Below are 18,456 nucleotides of genomic sequence, written 5' to 3' on the forward strand. Positions count from 1 at the left end.
GGTCTCAGTGTCGGGGAGCTCAATCATACCCGAATCAACCTGGCGGAAAGACGCTCCCGGGGACCGCGACATCGTTGGAATGGTTAAGCGGCGGTGTTTCATCGTGATGACGTGTCATCAAAACTTCAAATTGCTGAAATACACTTTGGCCGGTCAAAGGGAGCCAAAACTATGCCTGCCAATATTCTGCTGGTGGAAGACGAACCGGCCATTCAGGAACTGATTGCTGCGAACCTGGCGCGTGCTGGACACCATGTGGTACGTGCCTCGGATGTCGAGGCGGCGCAGCGCATCGTGCGCGACGCCTTGCCGGACCTCGTGTTGCTCGACTGGATGCTGCCGGGAACGTCGGGAATCGACTTCGCCCGTCGCCTGCGGGCCGAGGAGCGCACCCGTGATATCCCGATCATCATGCTGACCGCTCGCGGCGAAGAGCAGGACAAGGTTGCCGGGCTGGAAACCGGTGCCGACGACTACATCACCAAGCCGTTCAGCCCGCGCGAACTGGTGGCGCGGATCAAGGCCGTACTGCGGCGGCGCGCACCGCAGGCCACCGAGGATCCGGTCGAGCTGGGTGGATTGCGGCTCGATCCGGAAACCCATCGGGTCAGCGCGGGGGAGCAGGCCTTGTCGCTGGGGCCGACGGAGTTCCGCCTGCTGCACTTCCTGATGACCCATCCGGAGCGGGTGCACTCGCGGGCCCAGTTGCTCGATCAGGTCTGGGGCGATCACGTGTTCGTCGAAGAGCGCACCGTCGATGTGCATATCCGGCGACTGCGCTGTGCGCTTGAGCCGTCCGGACACGACGCGCTGGTGCAGACGGTGCGGGGTAGCGGCTACCGTTTCTCGGCACAGACGGAGCAGCCAAGCGGCGTGCGATAATCCGGCCCGCCTGTGCGGACTGGGAGTCCTCATCATTCGATCGCTTACTTATCTTCTGGCAAGCGCGTTGACCGCGCTTGCCGTTCTGGCGTGCTTGTCCGTCGCGGTTGCGCTGCTGGCGGGCACGGTTGCGGGTCTATGTGCCTTCATCGCCGGTCTGCTGTTGTGGGGCGCTCTGCATCTGCGCCATCTCAACCACCTGGTGTTGTGGACCCGCGAGCCGGTGGGCACGCCCGTTCCGCGCGCAATGGGTGCGTGGGGCCGGGTCTTTGCCGATCTGGCGGGGCGCACACGACTGGCCTACGACATGCGCGAGCGTCTGTCCTCGGCGCTGGAGCGTTTTCAGGATGCCAGTCAGGCCATGCCGGACGGGGTCATCTACCTGTCCGACAGCGATACCATCGAGTGGCTGAATTTGCGCGCAGAGCAGCATTTCGGTCTGGATCGCGACCACGATATCGGTGCGCCGGTGGTCAATCTGCTGCGTCAGCCCGAGTTCGTGCGCTATCTGGCATCGGGCAATTTTGAAGAGCCGATGGTGATGCAGTGTGCGCGTCGCCAGGGACTCACCCTGCAGATCCAGATCATTCCGTTTGGCGATGACCAGAAGATGGTGTTGTCGCGGGATATCTCGCAGATCGAGAAGCTCGAGACCATGCGGCGTGATTTTGTTGCCAACGTGTCCCATGAGCTTCGCACACCCCTGACGGTGGTGGGGGGGTTTCTCGAAACCCTGGTCGATGGGCTGGACGATTTCGAGCGTGAGGATGTCATCCGTTTCCTCAATCTGGCTCTGGATCAGTCCAACCGCATGCGCCGCCTGATCGAGGATCTACTCACCTTGTCTGCGTTGGAAACGGGGGCGCCGGCGCCTTCGGAAGAGCGGATCGAGATCGGTGCCCTGCTGAAGGGGGTGTATGACGACACGGAACTGCTATCGGGTGGGCGCCATCAGGTGACGCTCGATGTCCAGGGTGGCGGCTACCTTTTGGGAAGTGCCAAAGAGTTGCATAGCGCCTTTTCCAACCTGGCGAGCAATGCGGTGCGATATACCCCTGAGGGCGGCCGTATCGAGCTGGTGTGGACGCACGACGCCCAGGGTGCGGTGTTTTCGGTACGGGATACCGGCATCGGTATCGATGCGGCGGACATTCCCCGCCTGACCGAGCGCTTTTACCGCGTGGATCGGGGGCGTTCGCGGGAAAGCGGTGGCACCGGCCTCGGTCTGGCCATCGTCAAGCACATCCTCACCCGGCACCAGGCCATGTTAAGGGTGAAGAGCGCCTTGGGTCAGGGTAGCGTCTTCAGCGCGCATCTGCCCAAGGCCCGTTTCATTCCGCTTCCGGCGCAAGCGTCTCGAAGCTGACGTGGTCGAAATTGGCCCCCTTGATCAGCTGGCCGGTCAGCCGGACCTGCACCGTATGGCCGCGTGCGGTGACTTCGATGACGCGGTTCGGGTGATACCAACCGCCGGGTAACACCAGGGTGGTATCGGCGACCTTGAGCTTGGCATGAGCGGGAATCAGGAAGGCTTGCTGATAAAGCTCGCGTTGTCCGGGATGCGGCGCCAGCGGACGGGCGCCCACCACCTCGGGAATGCCGCGCAACACATGCGTGCCAGCCTCGAGCATGCCGTCGTCGCGGTACATCAGCCAGCTGACCTGGGCAAGCAGGAAATACTCGCCATCAAGTGGTCGGATGCCGACCAGCTGCTGGTGTTCCAGGCGTTCGGCGTGGGGGCGTTGGCGCAGGCGGAAACCGCCCACCGACTGGTCGAGCAGTGACCACCGCTCGCATACCAGACCGAGTCGTTCAGCATCGAGCTGGCGCTGCCGGTGTGTGGTGCCGTCCCGTTCCGTAGCCTCCGGCGCACGTTCACCGAAAGTCAGCAGGGAGATGTCGCTCTTCAGACTGCCGGCGATACCGTAGCTGCGAGGTTGTTCGAACAGCCGGCCCTGGATGTGAAAGCCGATGGCCAGCCAGTCGCCACAGAGCTCGATTTCGCCCCTGCTGCCGTGGCGCGGAAAGCGGCGCCCTGCCGAGGAGAGTCCCCACGGGCGGTAGAGCGAGATCAGCAGGCGGGCGCTCATGTCCAGCGTGGCTTCCTCGCCCAGGCCCAGTGAGGCCGGTGATACCCCCTGTTTGAACTGGTTGAACACCGCACGAATCTGCCCGGCCAGCTTTTCGCTGTCGAAGCGCCTGACCATGTTGCCCGAGCTCATCAATCCGACCGGACGCAAGCCGTGGTCACTGGCCAGATCCAGGCCATAAGAGGTCGGCTTCAGGCCGTCCATCATCGGGCCCAGTGTGCAGTACGGCGCAAAGCGTTGTGCCCACCGGCAGATCAGCTGCAACTCCTGACCGGTACGGCCAAAAGGATTGGCCAGATCGATCAGCAGGATCGCAACATAGGCTTCCATTGCGCTTTGTGCCTTCCACAGCGCGTTCAGCGGGTCGGCAACCCGTGCTGATGCCAGCCGGGTCTGCTCTGCGGCGGCGAAGCTCTCGTGAATTTCCGTCCACACCCCATGGGGTACCGCACGGTGCGCCCGGAAGTACTCGATCAGGATCGAAGCCGCATAATGGACCCGGCGTTGTCCCAGCAAGGCTCGCTGGTCGTCGAGCGTCCCCATCTGTGCATCGTGACGTGCGATCTGTGCGTAGGACCGCGACAGGTTGCGCCACAACGCGACGACTCGCAGCAGGTTCGCATTGCCTTCGGAGTCGGGGGGCAAAGGGTGGCCGGCATAGTGCTGGCTCAACGCAGCCTGGATCTGGGCGATGGCGGGGCGTGCTGCCTCGAGTACTTCCAGGTGCTGGTTGGGGGCTGGCAGTGCCTCCAGCAGTCCGGCGACCATGTCGGAGAGCACGGTATGGCATTCATCGACCTTGTGGGTCTGCAGTTTCTGCAACAGACTCAGGCACGAGGCTGGATTGCGGTAGTCCATGATGGCTCCGGTCAGCGAGGTTGCTGGGTAAGGGCGGTGGCGTGCGCAGCCAGATGGCTATCGATTGCGCTGGCCAGCACGCTGTTGTCGGGTGCGACGCGGACGGCGCCGGTGCGCTGGACCGGGCCCCACACCGACTCGGGAAAGTGCGGATCGTCGGTATGGCGCGGGATCACATGCCAGTGCAGGTGGGGCACCATATTGCCAAAGCTCGCAAGGTTGATCTTGTCGGGCTTCATCAACTGGCGCAGTGCGGCCTCCACTGCCATCACCACCGTCAGCAGATGGGTGCGGTCGGCAGGTGCCAGATCGGTCATCTCTGCGACATGTGCATGCCAGACCACACGGCAGAAGCCGGGATAGGCCGGGTCCGGAACACGGATGACCCGACAGCGGGCGTCTTGCCAGACGATATCGTCGTTGTTCGGGCAGCACAGGGGGCAATCCATGGGCGTCTCGTCAGTGCATTCTGCAAAGTCCCGATACTTTAGCGCTTCTGCATGGTGCAGGTAAGCGGCATATGCACTTTGTCAGTGATCTTTCAGCGTGCGGGTGCTGCGACGGTGGTGTTTTCACCGAGTATTTCCGGCTGGCCGAGGTGAAAGCTGAGCAGGCTGCCAGGCGTCATCTGCACCCAGTGTTCATTGTCGGTCAGGGGGAGTGTGGCAATCACTGCAACCCGGTCGTCCGGGGTGGTCACCTGGTTGAAATCCACGCTCATGTCTTCATCGGCCAGGTGGGCGACGGGAAAGGGTGACTGACGCAAGACATAGACCAGGCGCGACGAGCAGTGTGCGAACAGGCGCTCGCCATCGGACAGCAGGAAGTTGAATTCACCGGATTGCCCGATATGGCATGCAAGCGCACGCAAGGCCGCATACAGCACCTGGGGGGCAGGTGGCGTGTGCCCGAAGCGCTGGGCCAGGGTGTCGAGGATGTGGCAGAACGCGCGTTCGGAATCGGTGCTGCCGACGGGCAGGAAACGCCCGCTCAACGTGGGTTGATAGTCCAGCAGATTGCCGTTGTGGGCAAATATCCAGTGTCGTCCCCATAGCTCACGCTGGAAAGGGTGGGTGTTTTCCAGCCGGATCTCGCCCTGTGTTGCCTTGCGGATATGGGAGATGACATTGAGCGAGCGGATCGGGTAGTGCCGCACCAGTTCGGCGACGGGCGAATCGGCGCTGGCGCAGGGCTCGAGGAACACGCGTGCACCACGTCCTTCGAAAAAGGCGATGCCCCAGCCGTCGCGATGATGATCGGTCAGGCCGCCGCGTGCCTTGAAACCCGTAAAGGAAAAGCAGATGTCGGTCGGCACATTGGCATTCATGCCCAGGAGCTGGCACATCGTGGGATTCCTCGGTGGCGGTCGAGCACGGATTATCCCGGAAAGCGCAGTCGGGTGCACCGGATGGGCGATGCTTGTCGAGGGCACAGAACGTCGTGTTGAGCTGGCCTCCGGGGTGTCGCCAAGGAGGCCGCTGCAGCCTTCGGTATCACGCCAGCTGTGTCGTTCAGGGCTGGAGGGGTGCGGATGTCACGTGGCCTGCAGCTGGGTGGCGGTCGATCAGCCAGTCGGTCAGGCTGGCGCCGGCCCACATCCCCGAAAGCGTGACCCAGGCGGTGACGGCAAAAACGGCGGCGCCCGACACGCCGGCACCCACCGCACAGCCACCGGCCAGCATGCCACCAAAGCCCATCAGCACCGCACCGACAATATAGCGGCGCATGGCGTGCCCGCCCTGAAAGCCCTCAAGCTTCAGCTCTCGCGCCAGCAGTGCGGCAAGAAAGGAGCCGATGAACACGCCGGGCACCATGCCGAGGTCGAAATTCAGCAACTGTCCAGGGGGTGACAGCACCAGCATCAGCATGTCGGCTGATGGACCGGTAAATGACAAACTCTTGATGGGCGTGGGATCGAAGGTGCGTGACGACATCTCGAAGGTAAACCACCAGGCGAGCGCGACCATCGCACCGGTGCCAAGGCCGCCGAACCAGCCCCAGCGCGAGACGCGATGGCGGCTCGCGAACCAGGCGCCAGCCAGCAGCCAGATCAGGCCGAACAACAACCCGCCACTGTGACCGATGCCCGCCAGCGCAAGCAGGTCACGTGCGGTACCGCCATCGATGGTCCACCAGTTGCCGATGGACTCGCGCAGTGGGGACAGGATACCGTTCATCGATGCCTGGGCGGCGACGGCGAAGATCAGGCCAGACAGCAGCGCACGCAGATTGCCGTTGGCCGCCAGTACCAGCAGGCGGCTGGAACAACCCCGGGCCAGGATCATGCCGGCGCCGAACAGCAGCCCACCGATCAGCGCACCGGAGAGGCTGCCCTGGCTGGACAGCTGGCGGACATTGGCGGTGTCGAAGTGGCCGCCCAGGTGCAGCAACTGGACGCTGATGATGGCCGCGGAGAAGGCCAGCAGCCAGATCGCCAGCTTGACGCCAAGCTGACCGCGTGCGACCTCCACGACTGCTGCACGCAGGCAGAAACGCGAGCGTTGCGCAAAGGCACCGAAGGCCGCGCCGATCAGCAGCCCGCCCAGCGCGAGGCTGCGATCCTCGCCCAACCAGTCGATCAGTCCGAGCAGATCCGGCATGGGGGTCTCCGTCCCATTCTCCGGCCGTGTTTGCCGGCCGTCATCTTTAGAGTAGAAGAATATAAGAATGTGACGAAAAATGAGCCGGCGTGTTGATGCTTCTCAATCTTCAGGCAAAAAAAGAGCCTGCCGTGCGCCGAGCGCGGCAGGCTGCGGGAATGGATTGCGGCGCGTGAACGTTCAGCCGAGCTTCTTGCGCAGCAGTTCGTTGACCTGCGCCGGGCTGGCCTTGCCCTTGCTGGCCTTCATCACCTGACCGACCAGGGCGTTGAAGGCCTTGTCCTTGCCCGCGCGGAACTCCTCCACCGACTTCTGGTTGGCAGCCAGGACCTCGTCGATCATGGCCTCGATCGCACCGCTGTCGGTTACCTGCTTCAGGCCTTGCTTGTCGATGATCTCGTCCGCACTGCCGCCTTCACCGTTCCACAGGGCGTCGAACACCTTCTTGGCGATCGCGTTGGAGATGGTGTTGTCGGCAATGCGTGCAATCAGCCCTGCCAGTTGCACGGGGGATACCGGCGAATCGGCGATGTCGAGTTCGGCCTTGTTCAGGCGCGCGGCGACATCACCCATCACCCAGTTGGCACACAGCTTGGCCTGCGCGCTGCCGGCAGCATCGACGGTGGCCTGGAAATAGCTGGAGACCTCCTTCGAGGCGGTCAGGGTGCTTGCATCGTAGGCCGACAGGCCCAGTTCGCTCATGAAGCGCGCCTTCATCGAGCCCGGCAGCTCCGGCATCTCGCCACGTACGCGCTCGATCCATTCCGGTGCAATCACCAGTGGTAACAGGTCGGGGTCGGGGAAGTAGCGATAGTCGTGCGCGTCTTCCTTGGAGCGCATCATGCGGGTCTCGCCGGTATCCGGATCGAACAGCACGGTGGCCTGCTGGATGGTGCCGCCATCCTCGATGGTGTCGATCTGCCACTGCACCTCGTAGTCAATGGCCTGCTGCAGGAAGCGGAAGGAGTTGAGGTTCTTGATCTCGCGCCGGGTCCCGAAGGCCTCGGCGCCCTTCTTGCGTACCGACACGTTGGCATCGCAGCGGAACGAGCCTTCCTGCATGTTGCCATCACAGATGTCGATCCAGCGTACCAGGGCGTGCAGGGCGCGGGCGTAGGCCACCGCTTCGGCCGACGAACGCATGTCGGGCTCAGAGACGATTTCCAGCAGCGGCGTACCGGCGCGGTTGAGGTCGATCCCGCTCATGCCGTGGAAGTCTTCGTGCAGGCTCTTGCCTGCGTCTTCCTCGAGGTGGGCGCGGGTCAGGCGTACGGTCTTCTCATAGGCCTGTTCGCCCTCGCCGACGCGCAAGGTGATGGTGCCGCCCTGTACCACCGGCAGCTCGAACTGGCTGATCTGGTAGCCCTTGGGGAGGTCGGGGTAGAAATAGTTCTTGCGCGCGAAGATGCTGGTCGGCGAAATGTGCGAGCCCAGCGCCAGGCCCAGGCGGATGGCGCGCTCCACCGCACCGCGGTTCAGTACCGGCAACACGCCGGGCAGGGCGATGTCCACCGCGCTGGCCTGCACATTGGGTTCGGCACCGAAGGCGGTGCTGGCGCCAGAAAAGATCTTCGACGCGGTGTTGAGCTGGGCGTGGACCTCCAGCCCGATGACGACTTCCCAATCCGATCTGCTCATGTTCGTGTATCCGTTTGCTGTTGCGGTCAGTTGCAGCGACCGCTGGACCGGTCCACCAGGATCGGCCATACATAATCGAAGGTGCCGCGGTCACAACGACCGGCACATTGGCTGAAGGCCACCGTCACCTGTTCGCCCTGCTCCCACATCCTGACCGTACATCCGTCCTGGCCGCGCAGTTCGACATGGGGCTCGGTACGTACCTGACGGAAGTCGGCAAGGTCGAAGCGGCAACTGCCGCGGCGCGGGACGTCGACCGCAGCAGCGAAGCTGCGCACCTCGGAATAACTGATGTCCAGGCGTGCGCGACCGCGATAGCCGGCCTCGTCCTGGAACTGGCAGTCAGTCTGCACATTGAGCGGGCGTACCGGCATCGGCTTGAGCTGGCCGCGGGCGGCAGACGGGTGCTCGAGGACCTCGGCTGACGGAGATTCCGGCGTGACCTGCTGCGTGCTGCAGGCGCTCAACAACGCGGCAGCGATGCCGGCCAGTACGGTACGGTGCAGGATGTGGCGGTGCTTCATGGCGGTCAGGCGGCGCCATCCGGGCGGCGCAGGTGCCAGTCGCTGGCTTGCTGGTAGCGGTGCGCGGTGGACAGCAGCTGGCCTTCGGCAAAGTAGTTGCCGATCAGCTGCAGGCCGACCGGCAGTCCGCCGGCCCCAAAACCGCAGGGGTGCGACAGTCCGGGCAGGCCCGCGAGGTTGACGGCAATGGTGTAGATGTCCGCAAGATACATCTGCACCGGGTCGTCACCCATCGCACCGAGTGCCCAGGCAGTCGTCGGCGTGGTCGGGCCGGCGATCAGGTCGCACTGCGTCAGTGCTGCCTTGAAATCCTCGGCGATCAGCCGGCGCAGTTTTTGCGCCTGCAGGTAGTAGGCATCGTAATAGCCGTGCGACAGCACGTAGGTCCCGACCAGGATGCGGCGCTTGACTTCGGCGCCAAAGCCTTCAGCCCGGCTCTTGCAATACATGTCGTTGAGATCGCCGTAGCTGGCGGCGCGATGGCCGTAGCGTACGCCGTCAAAGCGCGACAGGTTGCTCGAGGCTTCGGCAGGCGCGATCACATAGTAGGCCGGGATGGCCAGCTTGGCATTCGGCAGGCTCACGTCGACGGTGCTTGCGCCCAGTGCGCGATACTGCTCGAGCGCGGCGTCAACCGCGGCGCGCACGTCGTCGCTCATGCCCTCGGCGAAGAACTCGCGCGGCAGGCCGATGCGCAGGCCGGCAAGCGGTTTTTCTCCGGCTTGCGCTGCCAGGGCAGCACTGTAGTCTTCAGCCGGGCGCTCCAGGCTGGTGGAGTCGCGGGGGTCGAAGCCGCTCATCGCCGACAGCAACAGGGCGCAGTCTTCGGCCGAGGCGCCGAAGGCACCGCCTTGATCCAGCGACGACGCATACGCCACCATGCCGTAGCGGCTGACCACACCATATGTGGGCTTGATGCCGGTTACGCCACAGAAGGCCGCTGGCTGACGAACCGAGCCGCCGGTATCAGTGCCGGTGGCGATCGGCACCAGACGGGCCGCCACGGCTGCGGCCGAGCCGCCCGACGAGCCGCCCGGCACGTGCGCCGGGTTCCATGGGTTGCGTGCCGGTCCGAAGTGCGAGTTTTCGTTGGACGAGCCCATCGCGAACTCGTCCATATTGGTCTTGCCCAGGCTCACCGCACCCGCCTGCTTGAGCAGGCTGACCACGTGGGCGTCGTAGGGGCTGACGAAGTTGGCGAGCATTTTCGAGCCGCAGGTGGTCAGCACGCCTTCGGTGCAGAACACGTCCTTGTGGGCCAGCGGGATGCCGGTCAGCGCGCCGGCCGTGCCAGCGGCGATGCGGGCGTCGGCCTCGCGTGCGGCGGTCAGGGCGCCGTCGCGGTCGATGGTGATGAAGGCATTGAGCGTCGGGTTGGCGGCCTCGATGCGGTCGAGGAAGAGCCCGGCCAGTTCGACGCTGGAAATCTGTTTTTCGTCCAGCGCGCGGCGCAGGGCGGGGAGGGACGCATTGATCATGGAAACGGTTTCGCAGAAAGTGGCAGGACGCCTGCAGGCGGATCGCAGGCGTGCAGCGGGTTCATTCGATGACTTTCGGCACCAGGTAGAGGCCGGCTTCGGTCTGCGGTGCGGTTGCCTGGAAGGCCGCGCGGCGGTCGGATTCGGTGACGGTATCCGTACGCAGGCGGGTTGCGAGCTCCTGCGGATGGCTCATTGGCGCCACACCGGTGGTGTCCACCGCCTGCATCTGCTCGATCAGTTCGAAGATGCCGTCGAGCTTGTTGCGGGTGGCGTCGATTTCGCTTGCGGAAATCTCGAGGCGGGCGAGGCGGGCGATACGCCCGACTTGTTCATTCGAAAGCGACATGAGGTAACAAAACCTGCTGAATCCACAAAGGTTTGTAGGTTATCATAATCGCCTTTCGCCCTGCTCAGGGCCGGCCCCTTGCGGCGCATCTTCCCACCGGTTTCGGAATCCCTCATGTTCGGTTTTCTGCGTTCCTATTTTTCCAACGATCTCGCGATCGATCTCGGCACCGCCAACACCCTGATTTACGTGCGAAACAAGGGCATCGTCCTGGACGAGCCCTCGGTTGTGGCCATTCGCACCGAAGGCGGTCCCAATGCCAAACGCACCATCCAGGCGGTGGGTCATGCCGCCAAGCAGATGCTTGGCAAGACCCCAGGCAACATCACGGCCATCCGGCCGATGAAGGACGGCGTGATCGCCGACTTCGTCGTCACCGAGCAGATGATCAAGCAGTTCATCAAGAAAGTGCACGACTCGCGGCTGCTGTCGCCGAGTCCGCGCATCATCATCTGCGTGCCCTGCGGTTCCACCCAGGTCGAGCGCCGCGCGATCCGCGATGCGGCCCTCGCCGCGGGCGCATCGCAGGTCTACCTGATTGAAGAGCCGATGGCGGCGGCGATCGGCGCCGGCATGCCGGTGTCCGACGCGCTCGGGTCGATGGTGGTCGACATCGGTGGCGGCACCACCGAGGTCGGGGTGATCTCGCTCGGCGGCATGGTCTATGCCGGCAGCGTGCGCGTGGGCGGTGACAAGTTCGATGACTCCATCGTCAACTACATCCGCCGCAACTACGGCATGCTGATCGGTGACACCACCGCCGAGAACATCAAGAAGGAAATCGGCTCGGCCTTCCCCGGTTCGGAAGTCCGCGAGATGGAGGTCAAGGGGCGCAATCTGGCTGAAGGCATCCCCCGCAGCTTCACCATCTCGTCCAACGAGATCCTCGAAGCACTCACCGAGCCGCTCAACCAGATCGTCTCCGCGGTCAAGATCGCCCTCGAGCAGACCCCGCCCGAACTCGGTGCCGACATCGCCGATCGCGGCATGGTGCTGACCGGCGGCGGCGCGCTGCTGCGTGATCTCGACCGGCTGCTGATGGAAGAGACCGGCCTGCCGGTGATCGTTGCCGAGCAGCCGCTGACCTGCGTCGCGCGTGGTTGCGGCATGGCGCTCGACAAGATGGACAAGCTCGGCTCCATCTTCACCTCCGACTGACCGGCTGGCCACAGGCCGCGTCGATTTTTCCTCGCTGACCCGGGAACTGCTGGATGTCCTTAGTCGGCCATCAACCGCCCCCCATCTTTCGGCGCGGACCGGCACCGCTGGTCCGTCTGCTGATCTTCGTCTCGCTCTGTCTGGCGATGCTGGTGGCCGACCTGCGTTTCCGCTATCTGGAAGTGCTGCGTCAGGGCATGTCGGTGGCAACCTACCCGCTGCAGATGGCGGCGGCGACGCCAGCCGATTTCGTACGCAACGCTTCGGTGTATTTCGCGACCTTGATCCAGGTCCAGATCGAGAATGCCGACCTGCGTCGCAAGCAACTCGATGCCGCCGAGCAGTTGTTGCGTTTTGATCAGCTCGAGCGCGAAAACGCCCAGTTGCGGGGGCTGCTCGAGATGTCCCAGCGTATCGGCGTGCGCAGTGTCGCGGCCGATGTGCTGTATGACGCGCCCGATCCGTTTGCGCGCAAGGTCATCCTTGACCGCGGCGCGCAGCAAGGTATCGAGCCCGGGCTGGCCGTGGTCGATGCGCAGGGCGTGCTAGGTCAGGTGACGCGGGTCTATCCGATCCAGTCCGAAGTGACCTTGTTGACCGATCGCAATCAGGCCATTCCGGTGAAAGTGGTGCGAAATGGCTTGCGCGGCGTACTGTTCGGTGTCGGTCAGGGGCGGCTGGAACTGCGTTTCGTGCTGGCCAGCGCAGACGTCCAGCCAGGCGACCAACTGGTGACCTCGGGTCTTGACGGCGTGTTCCTGCCCGGCTTGCCGGTCGCCGTCGTCGGTACCGTGGATCGTGAGGCGGACGCCTTTGCCCGCATTGCCTGCACCCCGTTGGCAGGCGTCGAACGCAGTACCCAGGTGCTGGTGATCGGTCGCGAGGTCTTGCCGCCGCCGCCTCCGCCGCAGGAACCCGAGGCGCCGATCGTGCGTCCACGTGGCCGTCGCTGAAAGTTCCCCTATGCAACCCACCAATCGCTCGCGTCGCATCCTGTTGCCGGTCAGGCTGTGGTTCATCCACTTCAGCCTGCTGGTGGCGCTGGGTCTGAGCTATATCCCGACCGGCCGCTTTCCCGGGGTGCCCGACTGGGTCGCGCTGGTGCTGGCGTTCTGGTGCATCCGTGAACCGCTGCGCATCGGCATGGGGGCGGGTTTCTTTTTCGGACTGCTGGTCGATATCGGGCAAGGGGCGGCCATGGGGCAGCATGCGCTGGCCTATGTCGTGCTCGCTTACCTGGCCAGCGGTCTGGCGCGCCGCTTGATGTGGTTTCCGTCGATGCAGCAGGCGCTGCATGTCCTGCCGATGCTGCTGGTCGCGCAGGTGCTGATGGTGATCGTGCGCATGATCGCGGGCGCCGAGTTTCCCGGCTGGTGGTACTTCCTGTCGAGCTTCACCAGTGTGTTGCTGTGGGTGCCGCTGACTTACCTGTTGCTGCTGCCGCAATACCAGCCGGTCGAGCGCGATGACAACCGCCCGATCTGACGGATGTACCGGATTGTGGCCGATGTGCGTGCTGGGAACGTGAGAAGCCGGATGGCCGCTGGGCAGGTGCGGGCATGAATGCCTATCACGCACCCGAGCAGGATAACGCGCGTTTTCGCCGGCGTGTGCTGGTGGCAGGGCTGTTCGTGCTGGTCTGCTTTGGTCTGCTGGCGGCGCGCTTCTATTTCCTGCAGGTGGTCCGGCACGACTATTTTCATACTCGTGCCGAGGACAACCGCATCGCCCTGCTGCCGGTGGTGCCCAACCGTGGCACCATCGTCGATCGAAATGGCACCGTGCTTGCGCGCAACTACGCCGCCTACACGCTGGAAATCACGCCCTCGCGTACGGGTGGGCTGGAGGACACCATCGATCGACTGGCCGAGATCATCACCATCGAGCCACGAGACCGGCGCAATTTCCGAAAACTTCTCGACGAAAGCCGCAATTTCGAGAGTGTGCCGATACGTACACGGCTGAGCGACGAGGAGGTGGCGCGCTTCGTCGCTCAGCGCTACCGTTTTCCCGGTGTCGAAGTCCAGGCCCGCTTGTTTCGCGACTATCCGCTCGGCAGTACGGCGTCTCATGTGGTGGGTTATATCGGCCGGATCAACACCCGCGACCTCGAACGCATCGAGGAGCGTGGCGAGATCGCCAACTATCGTGGCTCCAACTACATCGGCAAGAATGGCCTGGAGTTGTCGTACGAGGCTGAATTGCACGGCACCACCGGGGTCGAGCAGGTAGAGGTCAATGCCGGCGGCCGGGCGGTGCGGCGTCTGTCGAACACGCCTGCGGTGGCGGGCAACGATCTGGAGCTGACGCTCGATATCGAGTTGCAGAAGATTGCCGAGAACGCCTTCGGCAAGCGTCGTGGTGCGCTGGTGGCCATCGAGCCGAGCACCGGAGGCGTGCTGGCGCTGGTGTCGGCGCCCACCTTCGATCCCAATCTGTTCGTCGAGGGGATCTCGACACAGGACTGGAAGGAACTCAACGAGTCGCCCGACCACCCCTTGCTGCATCGGGCCATCTACAGTGCCTATCCGCCAGGCTCCACCTTCAAGCCCTTCATGGGCCTGGCCGGGCTGACCACGGGCAAGCGTACCGCAGGGCAGACGATGGCCGACCCCGGATATTACGTCTTCGGGGGGCATCGCTTCATGGACGACAAGGTCGGCGGCCATGGCATGGTCGATCTGCACAAGTCCATCGTGGTGTCGTGCAACACCTATTACTACCAGCTGGCCAACGATCTGGGCATCGAGGGTATCGCCAACTTCATGGGGCCGCTGGGCTTCGGCTCGCGCACCGGCATCGACTTGCCGGGCGAGGCCGAGGGCGTGTTGCCGTCGCCTGACTGGAAGAAGCGGCGTTTTCGCAAGCCGGAGCAGCAGCGCTGGTATGGCGGCGAGACCATTTCGGTGGGTATCGGTCAGGGGTACAACGCCTACACGCCCTTGCAACTGGCCAATGCGCTGGCGGCAGTAGTCAACGATGGCAAGTTGTTCAAGCCGCATGTGGTGCGCCATGTGGTCGACAGCCGCAGCGGCGAGAAGCGGGTGATCGAACCCGAGCCGATTCGCCAACTGCAGTACAAGCCCGAGCACCTGAAGGCGATTCGTGATGCCATGGTCGGGGTGAACAAGTCCGGCACCGGCGCTCGGGCCTTTGCTGGCGCACCTTATGAAGTTGGCGGCAAGACCGGCACGGCCCAGGTATTCTCGCTGCGCGGTGCAAAGTACGTCGAAGGGCGCGTGACCGAGCGCCTGCGCGACCACTCGTGGTTCATCGCCTACGCCCCGGCGGACAAGCCCACCATCGCGCTGGCGGTGCTGGTCGAAAACGGGGGCTTCGGCTCGCAGTCGGCTGCGCCCATCGCGCGTCAGGTCATTGACTATCATCTGCTGGGCAAGCGCCCCAACCAGCCGGCTCCCGAGGACGCCGACGCGGTGGAGAGCATCGAGTGAGCGATAACCGCTTCCACCCCCTGAGGCTGCTGCGTGCCTTCCTCCGTCCCATCGATCCGGTGCTGGCTTTGATCATGGCGGTGCTGTTCGGCTACGCCTTCGTGCTGATGTCCAGTGCCTCGCCCGAGCGGCTGGACAGCCAGACCATGCACTTTGTCATTGCAGTCGTGGTGATGTGGTGCGCTGCGGCGATTCCTGGCCAGCGCCTGCTGTCGCTGGCCCTGCCGCTGTATCTGCTGGGTGTGGTGCTGCTGATCGGTGTCGCGTTGTTCGGCGAGGTGTCGAAGGGCGCGCAGCGCTGGCTCGATATCGGCATCACCCGCATTCAGCCGTCCGAGCTGATGAAGATCGCCATGCCGATGATGCTGGCCTGGTTCTTCCAGCAGCGCGAGGGGCGCATCGGCTGGCGGGAGTTCATCTTCGCCGGCTTGCTGCTGGCGGTGCCTGTCGCGTTGATCGTGCGTCAGCCGGATCTGGGTACCAGCCTGCTGGTCGCGGCGGCCGGTTTTTATGTGATCTTCTTTGCCGGCCTGTCGTGGAAGCTGATTGCACCGGTCGTGATCGTCGGCAGCCTGGGCATCGGCTCCATCGTCGCCTTCGGCGATTCGCTGTGTCAGCCGGGCGTCGAGTGGGTGGGTATCCGCGAGTACCAGAAGCATCGGGTGTGCACATTGCTGGACCCCACCCAGGATCCGCTGGGTAAGGGCTTTCACATCATCCAGTCCACCATTGCCATTGGGTCGGGGGGGGTGCTGGGCAAAGGCTGGATGGCGGGAACCCAGACCCACCTCGCTTTTCTGCCCGAGCGCCATACCGACTTCATCTTTGCGGTGCTGGCCGAAGAGTTTGGCCTGGGGGGCGCGGCCGTACTGCTGGTGGTGTACCTGCTGCTGATCCTGCGCGGCTTCCAGATTGCGGCGATGGCGCCGACCCTGGGTACCCGTCTGCTGGCCGGTGCGGTGACGATGATCTTTTTCACCTATGCTTTCGTCAATATGGGTATGGTGTCAGGCATCCTGCCGGTGGTGGGGGTGCCGCTGCCCTTCATCAGTTACGGGGGAACTGCGCTCGTGACCCTGTGTCTTGGGGTGGGTATCCTGATGAGCATCCGGCGCAGCCGGCTGGCGAACAAGAGTTGAGATGGACTGCCGATGAACGTGTTGCCTGCTTCGACCGCCGTGCCCGAGACACGGGCGCTGTTGCGCACTGCACTGCTGTGCGTGTCAATGCCCCTGCTGATGACGGCGTGTGGAACCGCACCCAAGCCAGTACCGGGTCAGGGTAGCGGCACGGCGCAGGCCCCCGATCAGACGACTCGTGCGCCGGTTGCTGCCCCTGCACAGCCGGCACGGCCTGCGCGTCGCGGGGGCGCCTACTACAAGGATGACGGTCCGGACGAAGTGCCACCCGACAACCTGCATGCCATTCCCGACGCCGAACCGCGCGCCGAGCCCTTGCACCGTTTCGCCAACCGCCCCTACAGCGTGTTCGGGCAGGACTATGTGCCGGTCACCCAGTTGCAGCCGCATCGGGAGCGTGGCCTTGGCAGCTGGTATGGCCGGCGCTTCCATGGCAACCCCACCTCCAGCGGCGAGCCTTATGACATGTACGGCATGACGGCGGCCCACCCCACGCTGCCGATTCCCAGCTATGCCCGCGTCACTCATGTGGAAAGCGGTCGCTCGGTGGTGGTGCGGATCAATGACCGTGGTCCCTTTCACAAGGGGCGGATCATCGACCTGTCCTATACCGCGGCCTACAAGCTGGGCTACGTGAATGCCGGCAGCGCGGAGGTCATCGTCGAACAGATCCTGCCGGACGAAGTCCCCATGGTTGCTGCTACCACGCCGGTACCGCCGCTCCCGGGGCGTCGCCCTTTGCAGCCGGTGATCGACGCGGCGCCGGTGGCACAGGCGCCATCCGCACCGGTGACGCCGCTGGCAGAAGCCAGTCGCGGCGTGTTCCTGCAATTGGGCGCGTTCTCGTCGCTGGACAATGCCATCGGCTTCCGGACCACGGTCGAGGCCCAGGTGGCGGCGTTTGCCGATCGCCTCGAGCTGTTTGCCGATGGCGGACGCTTCCGGCTGCATGCGGGGCCCTATGTCTCGGTCGAGGAGGCACGGCAGGCGGCGGAGCGTATCGCCACCGTGCTCAAGGCCCGTCCCTTCGTCGTCGTACGCTGATTTGCGAACAGGTTGAAACAAAGCCTGTCCATTTCGGTCAGGTTTTCGGGGGCAGCCTATAATTTTGCCCCATCCCGTTTTTCACTACTCCGGACCTTTTCTGATGCGTTTCATCCTTGCCATCCTGTTCTCGCTGTTTTCCGCGCTCGCCCTGGCCCAGGCGGTGCCCGCGCCCACGCTGGCGGCCAAGGCCTGGGTACTGATGGACCATGGTACGGGCCAGGTACTGGCTTCCAGTGATCCGGACGCCCGCATCGAGCCGGCTTCGCTGACCAAATTGATGACCGCCTATCTGACCTTCTCGGCCCTGAAGGCGGGCACCATCGCGGCCGATCAGCCGGTGCCGGTTTCCGAGGCGGCATGGCGTCAGGAAGGGTCGCGCATGTTCATCGAGCCGCGCAAGCCCGTCACGGTGGATGAGCTGATCCGTGGCGTCATCGTGCAGTCGGGCAACGATGCCTGCGTGGCACTGTCCGAGCTCATCGCCGGCAGCGAGGAGGCCTTTGCCGCCTTGATGAACCGCGAGGCCAAGCGTCTGGGCATGACCAACACCCACTTCACCAACTCCACCGGCCTGCCCGATCCGCAGCTCTATACCACTGCGCGTGACCTGGCCCTGCTGGCCGCGGCGATCATCCGTGACTTTCCCGAGTACTACAGCCTGTACTCGCTCAAGGAATACACCTACAACAACATCAAGCAGCCCAACCGCAACCGCCTGCTGTGGATGGACAGCACCGTCGATGGCATGAAGACCGGCCACACCAGCTCGGCAGGCTACTGCCTGGTGTCCACCGCCCAGCGCGGCCCGCGTCGGCTGATCTCGGTGGTGCTGGGTGCCGCATCCGACACCGTGCGTGCGCAGGAATCCCTCAAGCTGCTGAACTTCGGCTTCCAGTTCTTCGACACCGTGCAGCTGTATGCGGCCGATCAGGCCTTGTCGCAGTTCCGCGTGTGGAAGGGGCAGGTCAACGAAGTCGGTGCGGGCTTCACCAGCGATTTCGTGCTGTCGCTGCCCAAGGGCCAGGCCGAGAAGATCGAGGCCGTGCTCGAGAGCCGCCAGCCGGTCATGGCGCCACTGCAGAAGGGGCAGGAGATCGGCACCATGAAGCTCAGCCTCGACGGCAAGCTGCTGGGCGAATATCCTGTCGTTGCGCTTCAGGACGTGCCGGTGGCCGGCTTCTTCGGCCGCCTGTGGGATGCCCTGGTGTTGTGGTTCAAGAGTCTCTGACCGCCTGACGCGG

At 64.1% G+C, this 18,456-nt stretch carries 17 protein-coding genes; 9 read left to right on the plus strand and 8 right to left on the minus strand.

Going from position 1 to position 18,456, the window contains the following annotated elements; genetic code table 11:
* Positions 1-171: 171 nt before the first annotated feature.
* Together phoB and phoR are read left to right on the plus strand one after the other, a co-directional pair.
* The gene (gene phoB / locus DNK49_RS05040; protein ID WP_110523229.1) at positions 172-882 is read left to right on the plus strand and encodes a phosphate regulon transcriptional regulator PhoB; all 711 of its coding nucleotides are present in this window, start codon (positions 172-174) and stop codon (positions 880-882) included.
* A gap of 67 nt (positions 883-949) precedes the next feature.
* The gene (gene phoR, locus DNK49_RS05045; RefSeq protein WP_165843258.1) at positions 950-2,248 is read left to right on the plus strand and encodes a phosphate regulon sensor histidine kinase PhoR; all 1,299 of its coding nucleotides are present in this window, start codon (positions 950-952) and stop codon (positions 2,246-2,248) included.
* Here the strand turns inward: phoR and DNK49_RS05050 are convergent.
* The 8 genes from DNK49_RS05050 to gatC all read right to left on the minus strand — a co-directional run bounded on the left by DNK49_RS05050 (position 2,214) and on the right by gatC (position 10,419).
* Complete coding sequence (locus DNK49_RS05050; RefSeq protein WP_110523231.1) at positions 2,214-3,830, minus strand: hypothetical protein; 1,617 nt, start codon at positions 3,828-3,830, stop codon at positions 2,214-2,216. The genes phoR and DNK49_RS05050 overlap by 35 nt on opposite strands.
* An 11-nt stretch (positions 3,831-3,841) precedes the next feature.
* Positions 3,842-4,279 carry an HIT family protein gene (locus tag DNK49_RS05055; protein ID WP_110523232.1) on the minus strand — a complete coding sequence of 146 codons (438 nt, stop codon included), beginning with the start codon at positions 4,277-4,279 and terminating at the stop codon, positions 3,842-3,844.
* Positions 4,280-4,371: 92 nt separating this feature from the next.
* Positions 4,372-5,175: a class II glutamine amidotransferase gene (locus DNK49_RS05060; RefSeq protein ID WP_110523233.1), complete on the minus strand. Its 804-nt coding sequence runs from the start codon at positions 5,173-5,175 to the stop codon at positions 4,372-4,374.
* Between the two features lie 166 nt (positions 5,176-5,341).
* Positions 5,342-6,430: a YeeE/YedE family protein gene (locus tag DNK49_RS05065; RefSeq protein ID WP_110523234.1), complete on the minus strand. Its 1,089-nt coding sequence runs from the start codon at positions 6,428-6,430 to the stop codon at positions 5,342-5,344.
* A gap of 180 nt (positions 6,431-6,610) precedes the next feature.
* Entirely contained in the window at positions 6,611-8,068 is a 1,458-nt protein-coding gene (gatB, locus tag DNK49_RS05070) for an Asp-tRNA(Asn)/Glu-tRNA(Gln) amidotransferase subunit GatB (protein WP_110523235.1), read from the minus strand.
* A 26-nt stretch (positions 8,069-8,094) separates the two neighbouring features.
* Positions 8,095-8,592 (minus strand): hypothetical protein, encoded by a 498-nt coding sequence (locus tag DNK49_RS05075; RefSeq protein WP_110523236.1) that lies wholly within the window; start codon positions 8,590-8,592, stop codon positions 8,095-8,097.
* 5 nt (positions 8,593-8,597) lie between these two features.
* Positions 8,598-10,070, minus strand: coding sequence for an Asp-tRNA(Asn)/Glu-tRNA(Gln) amidotransferase subunit GatA (gene gatA / locus DNK49_RS05080; protein ID WP_110523237.1), 1,473 nt, complete (start codon positions 10,068-10,070; stop codon positions 8,598-8,600).
* A gap of 61 nt (positions 10,071-10,131) precedes the next feature.
* Positions 10,132-10,419 carry an Asp-tRNA(Asn)/Glu-tRNA(Gln) amidotransferase subunit GatC gene (gene gatC, locus DNK49_RS05085; RefSeq protein WP_110523238.1) on the minus strand — a complete coding sequence of 96 codons (288 nt, stop codon included), beginning with the start codon at positions 10,417-10,419 and terminating at the stop codon, positions 10,132-10,134.
* A gap of 114 nt (positions 10,420-10,533) precedes the next feature.
* On the opposite strand from gatC, the gene DNK49_RS05090 reads away from it, so the two are divergent.
* From DNK49_RS05090 to DNK49_RS05120, 7 genes are all read left to right on the plus strand, one after another.
* Positions 10,534-11,577, plus strand: a complete 1,044-nt coding sequence (locus tag DNK49_RS05090; RefSeq protein ID WP_110523239.1) for a rod shape-determining protein — start codon at positions 10,534-10,536, stop codon at positions 11,575-11,577.
* Positions 11,578-11,630: 53 nt separating this feature from the next.
* Positions 11,631-12,530, plus strand: a complete 900-nt coding sequence (mreC, locus tag DNK49_RS05095; protein WP_110523240.1) for a rod shape-determining protein MreC — start codon at positions 11,631-11,633, stop codon at positions 12,528-12,530.
* Positions 12,531-12,540: 10 nt separating this feature from the next.
* On the plus strand, positions 12,541-13,062 hold the full coding sequence (gene mreD / locus DNK49_RS05100) for a rod shape-determining protein MreD (RefSeq protein WP_110523241.1): 522 nt from the start codon (positions 12,541-12,543) through the stop codon (positions 13,060-13,062).
* Positions 13,063-13,136: 74 nt separating this feature from the next.
* A complete protein-coding gene (gene mrdA / locus DNK49_RS05105) occupies positions 13,137-15,029 on the plus strand; it encodes a penicillin-binding protein 2 (protein ID WP_110523242.1) in 1,893 nt (630 codons plus the stop codon).
* Complete coding sequence (rodA, locus tag DNK49_RS05110) at positions 15,026-16,168, plus strand: rod shape-determining protein RodA (RefSeq protein WP_110523243.1); 1,143 nt, start codon at positions 15,026-15,028, stop codon at positions 16,166-16,168. Before mrdA ends, rodA begins: the two co-directional genes overlap by 4 nt.
* A gap of 12 nt (positions 16,169-16,180) precedes the next feature.
* Positions 16,181-17,212, plus strand: a complete 1,032-nt coding sequence (locus DNK49_RS05115; protein ID WP_243632239.1) for a septal ring lytic transglycosylase RlpA family protein — start codon at positions 16,181-16,183, stop codon at positions 17,210-17,212.
* Positions 17,213-17,315: 103 nt separating this feature from the next.
* A complete protein-coding gene (locus DNK49_RS05120) occupies positions 17,316-18,443 on the plus strand; it encodes a D-alanyl-D-alanine carboxypeptidase family protein (protein WP_110523244.1) in 1,128 nt (375 codons plus the stop codon).
* The last annotated feature ends 13 nt before the right edge of the window (positions 18,444-18,456 follow it).

Origin of the sequence: Parazoarcus communis SWub3 = DSM 12120 (assembly GCF_003226565.1) — a bacterium.
Taxonomy (GTDB): domain Bacteria; phylum Pseudomonadota; class Gammaproteobacteria; order Burkholderiales; family Rhodocyclaceae; genus Parazoarcus; species Parazoarcus communis.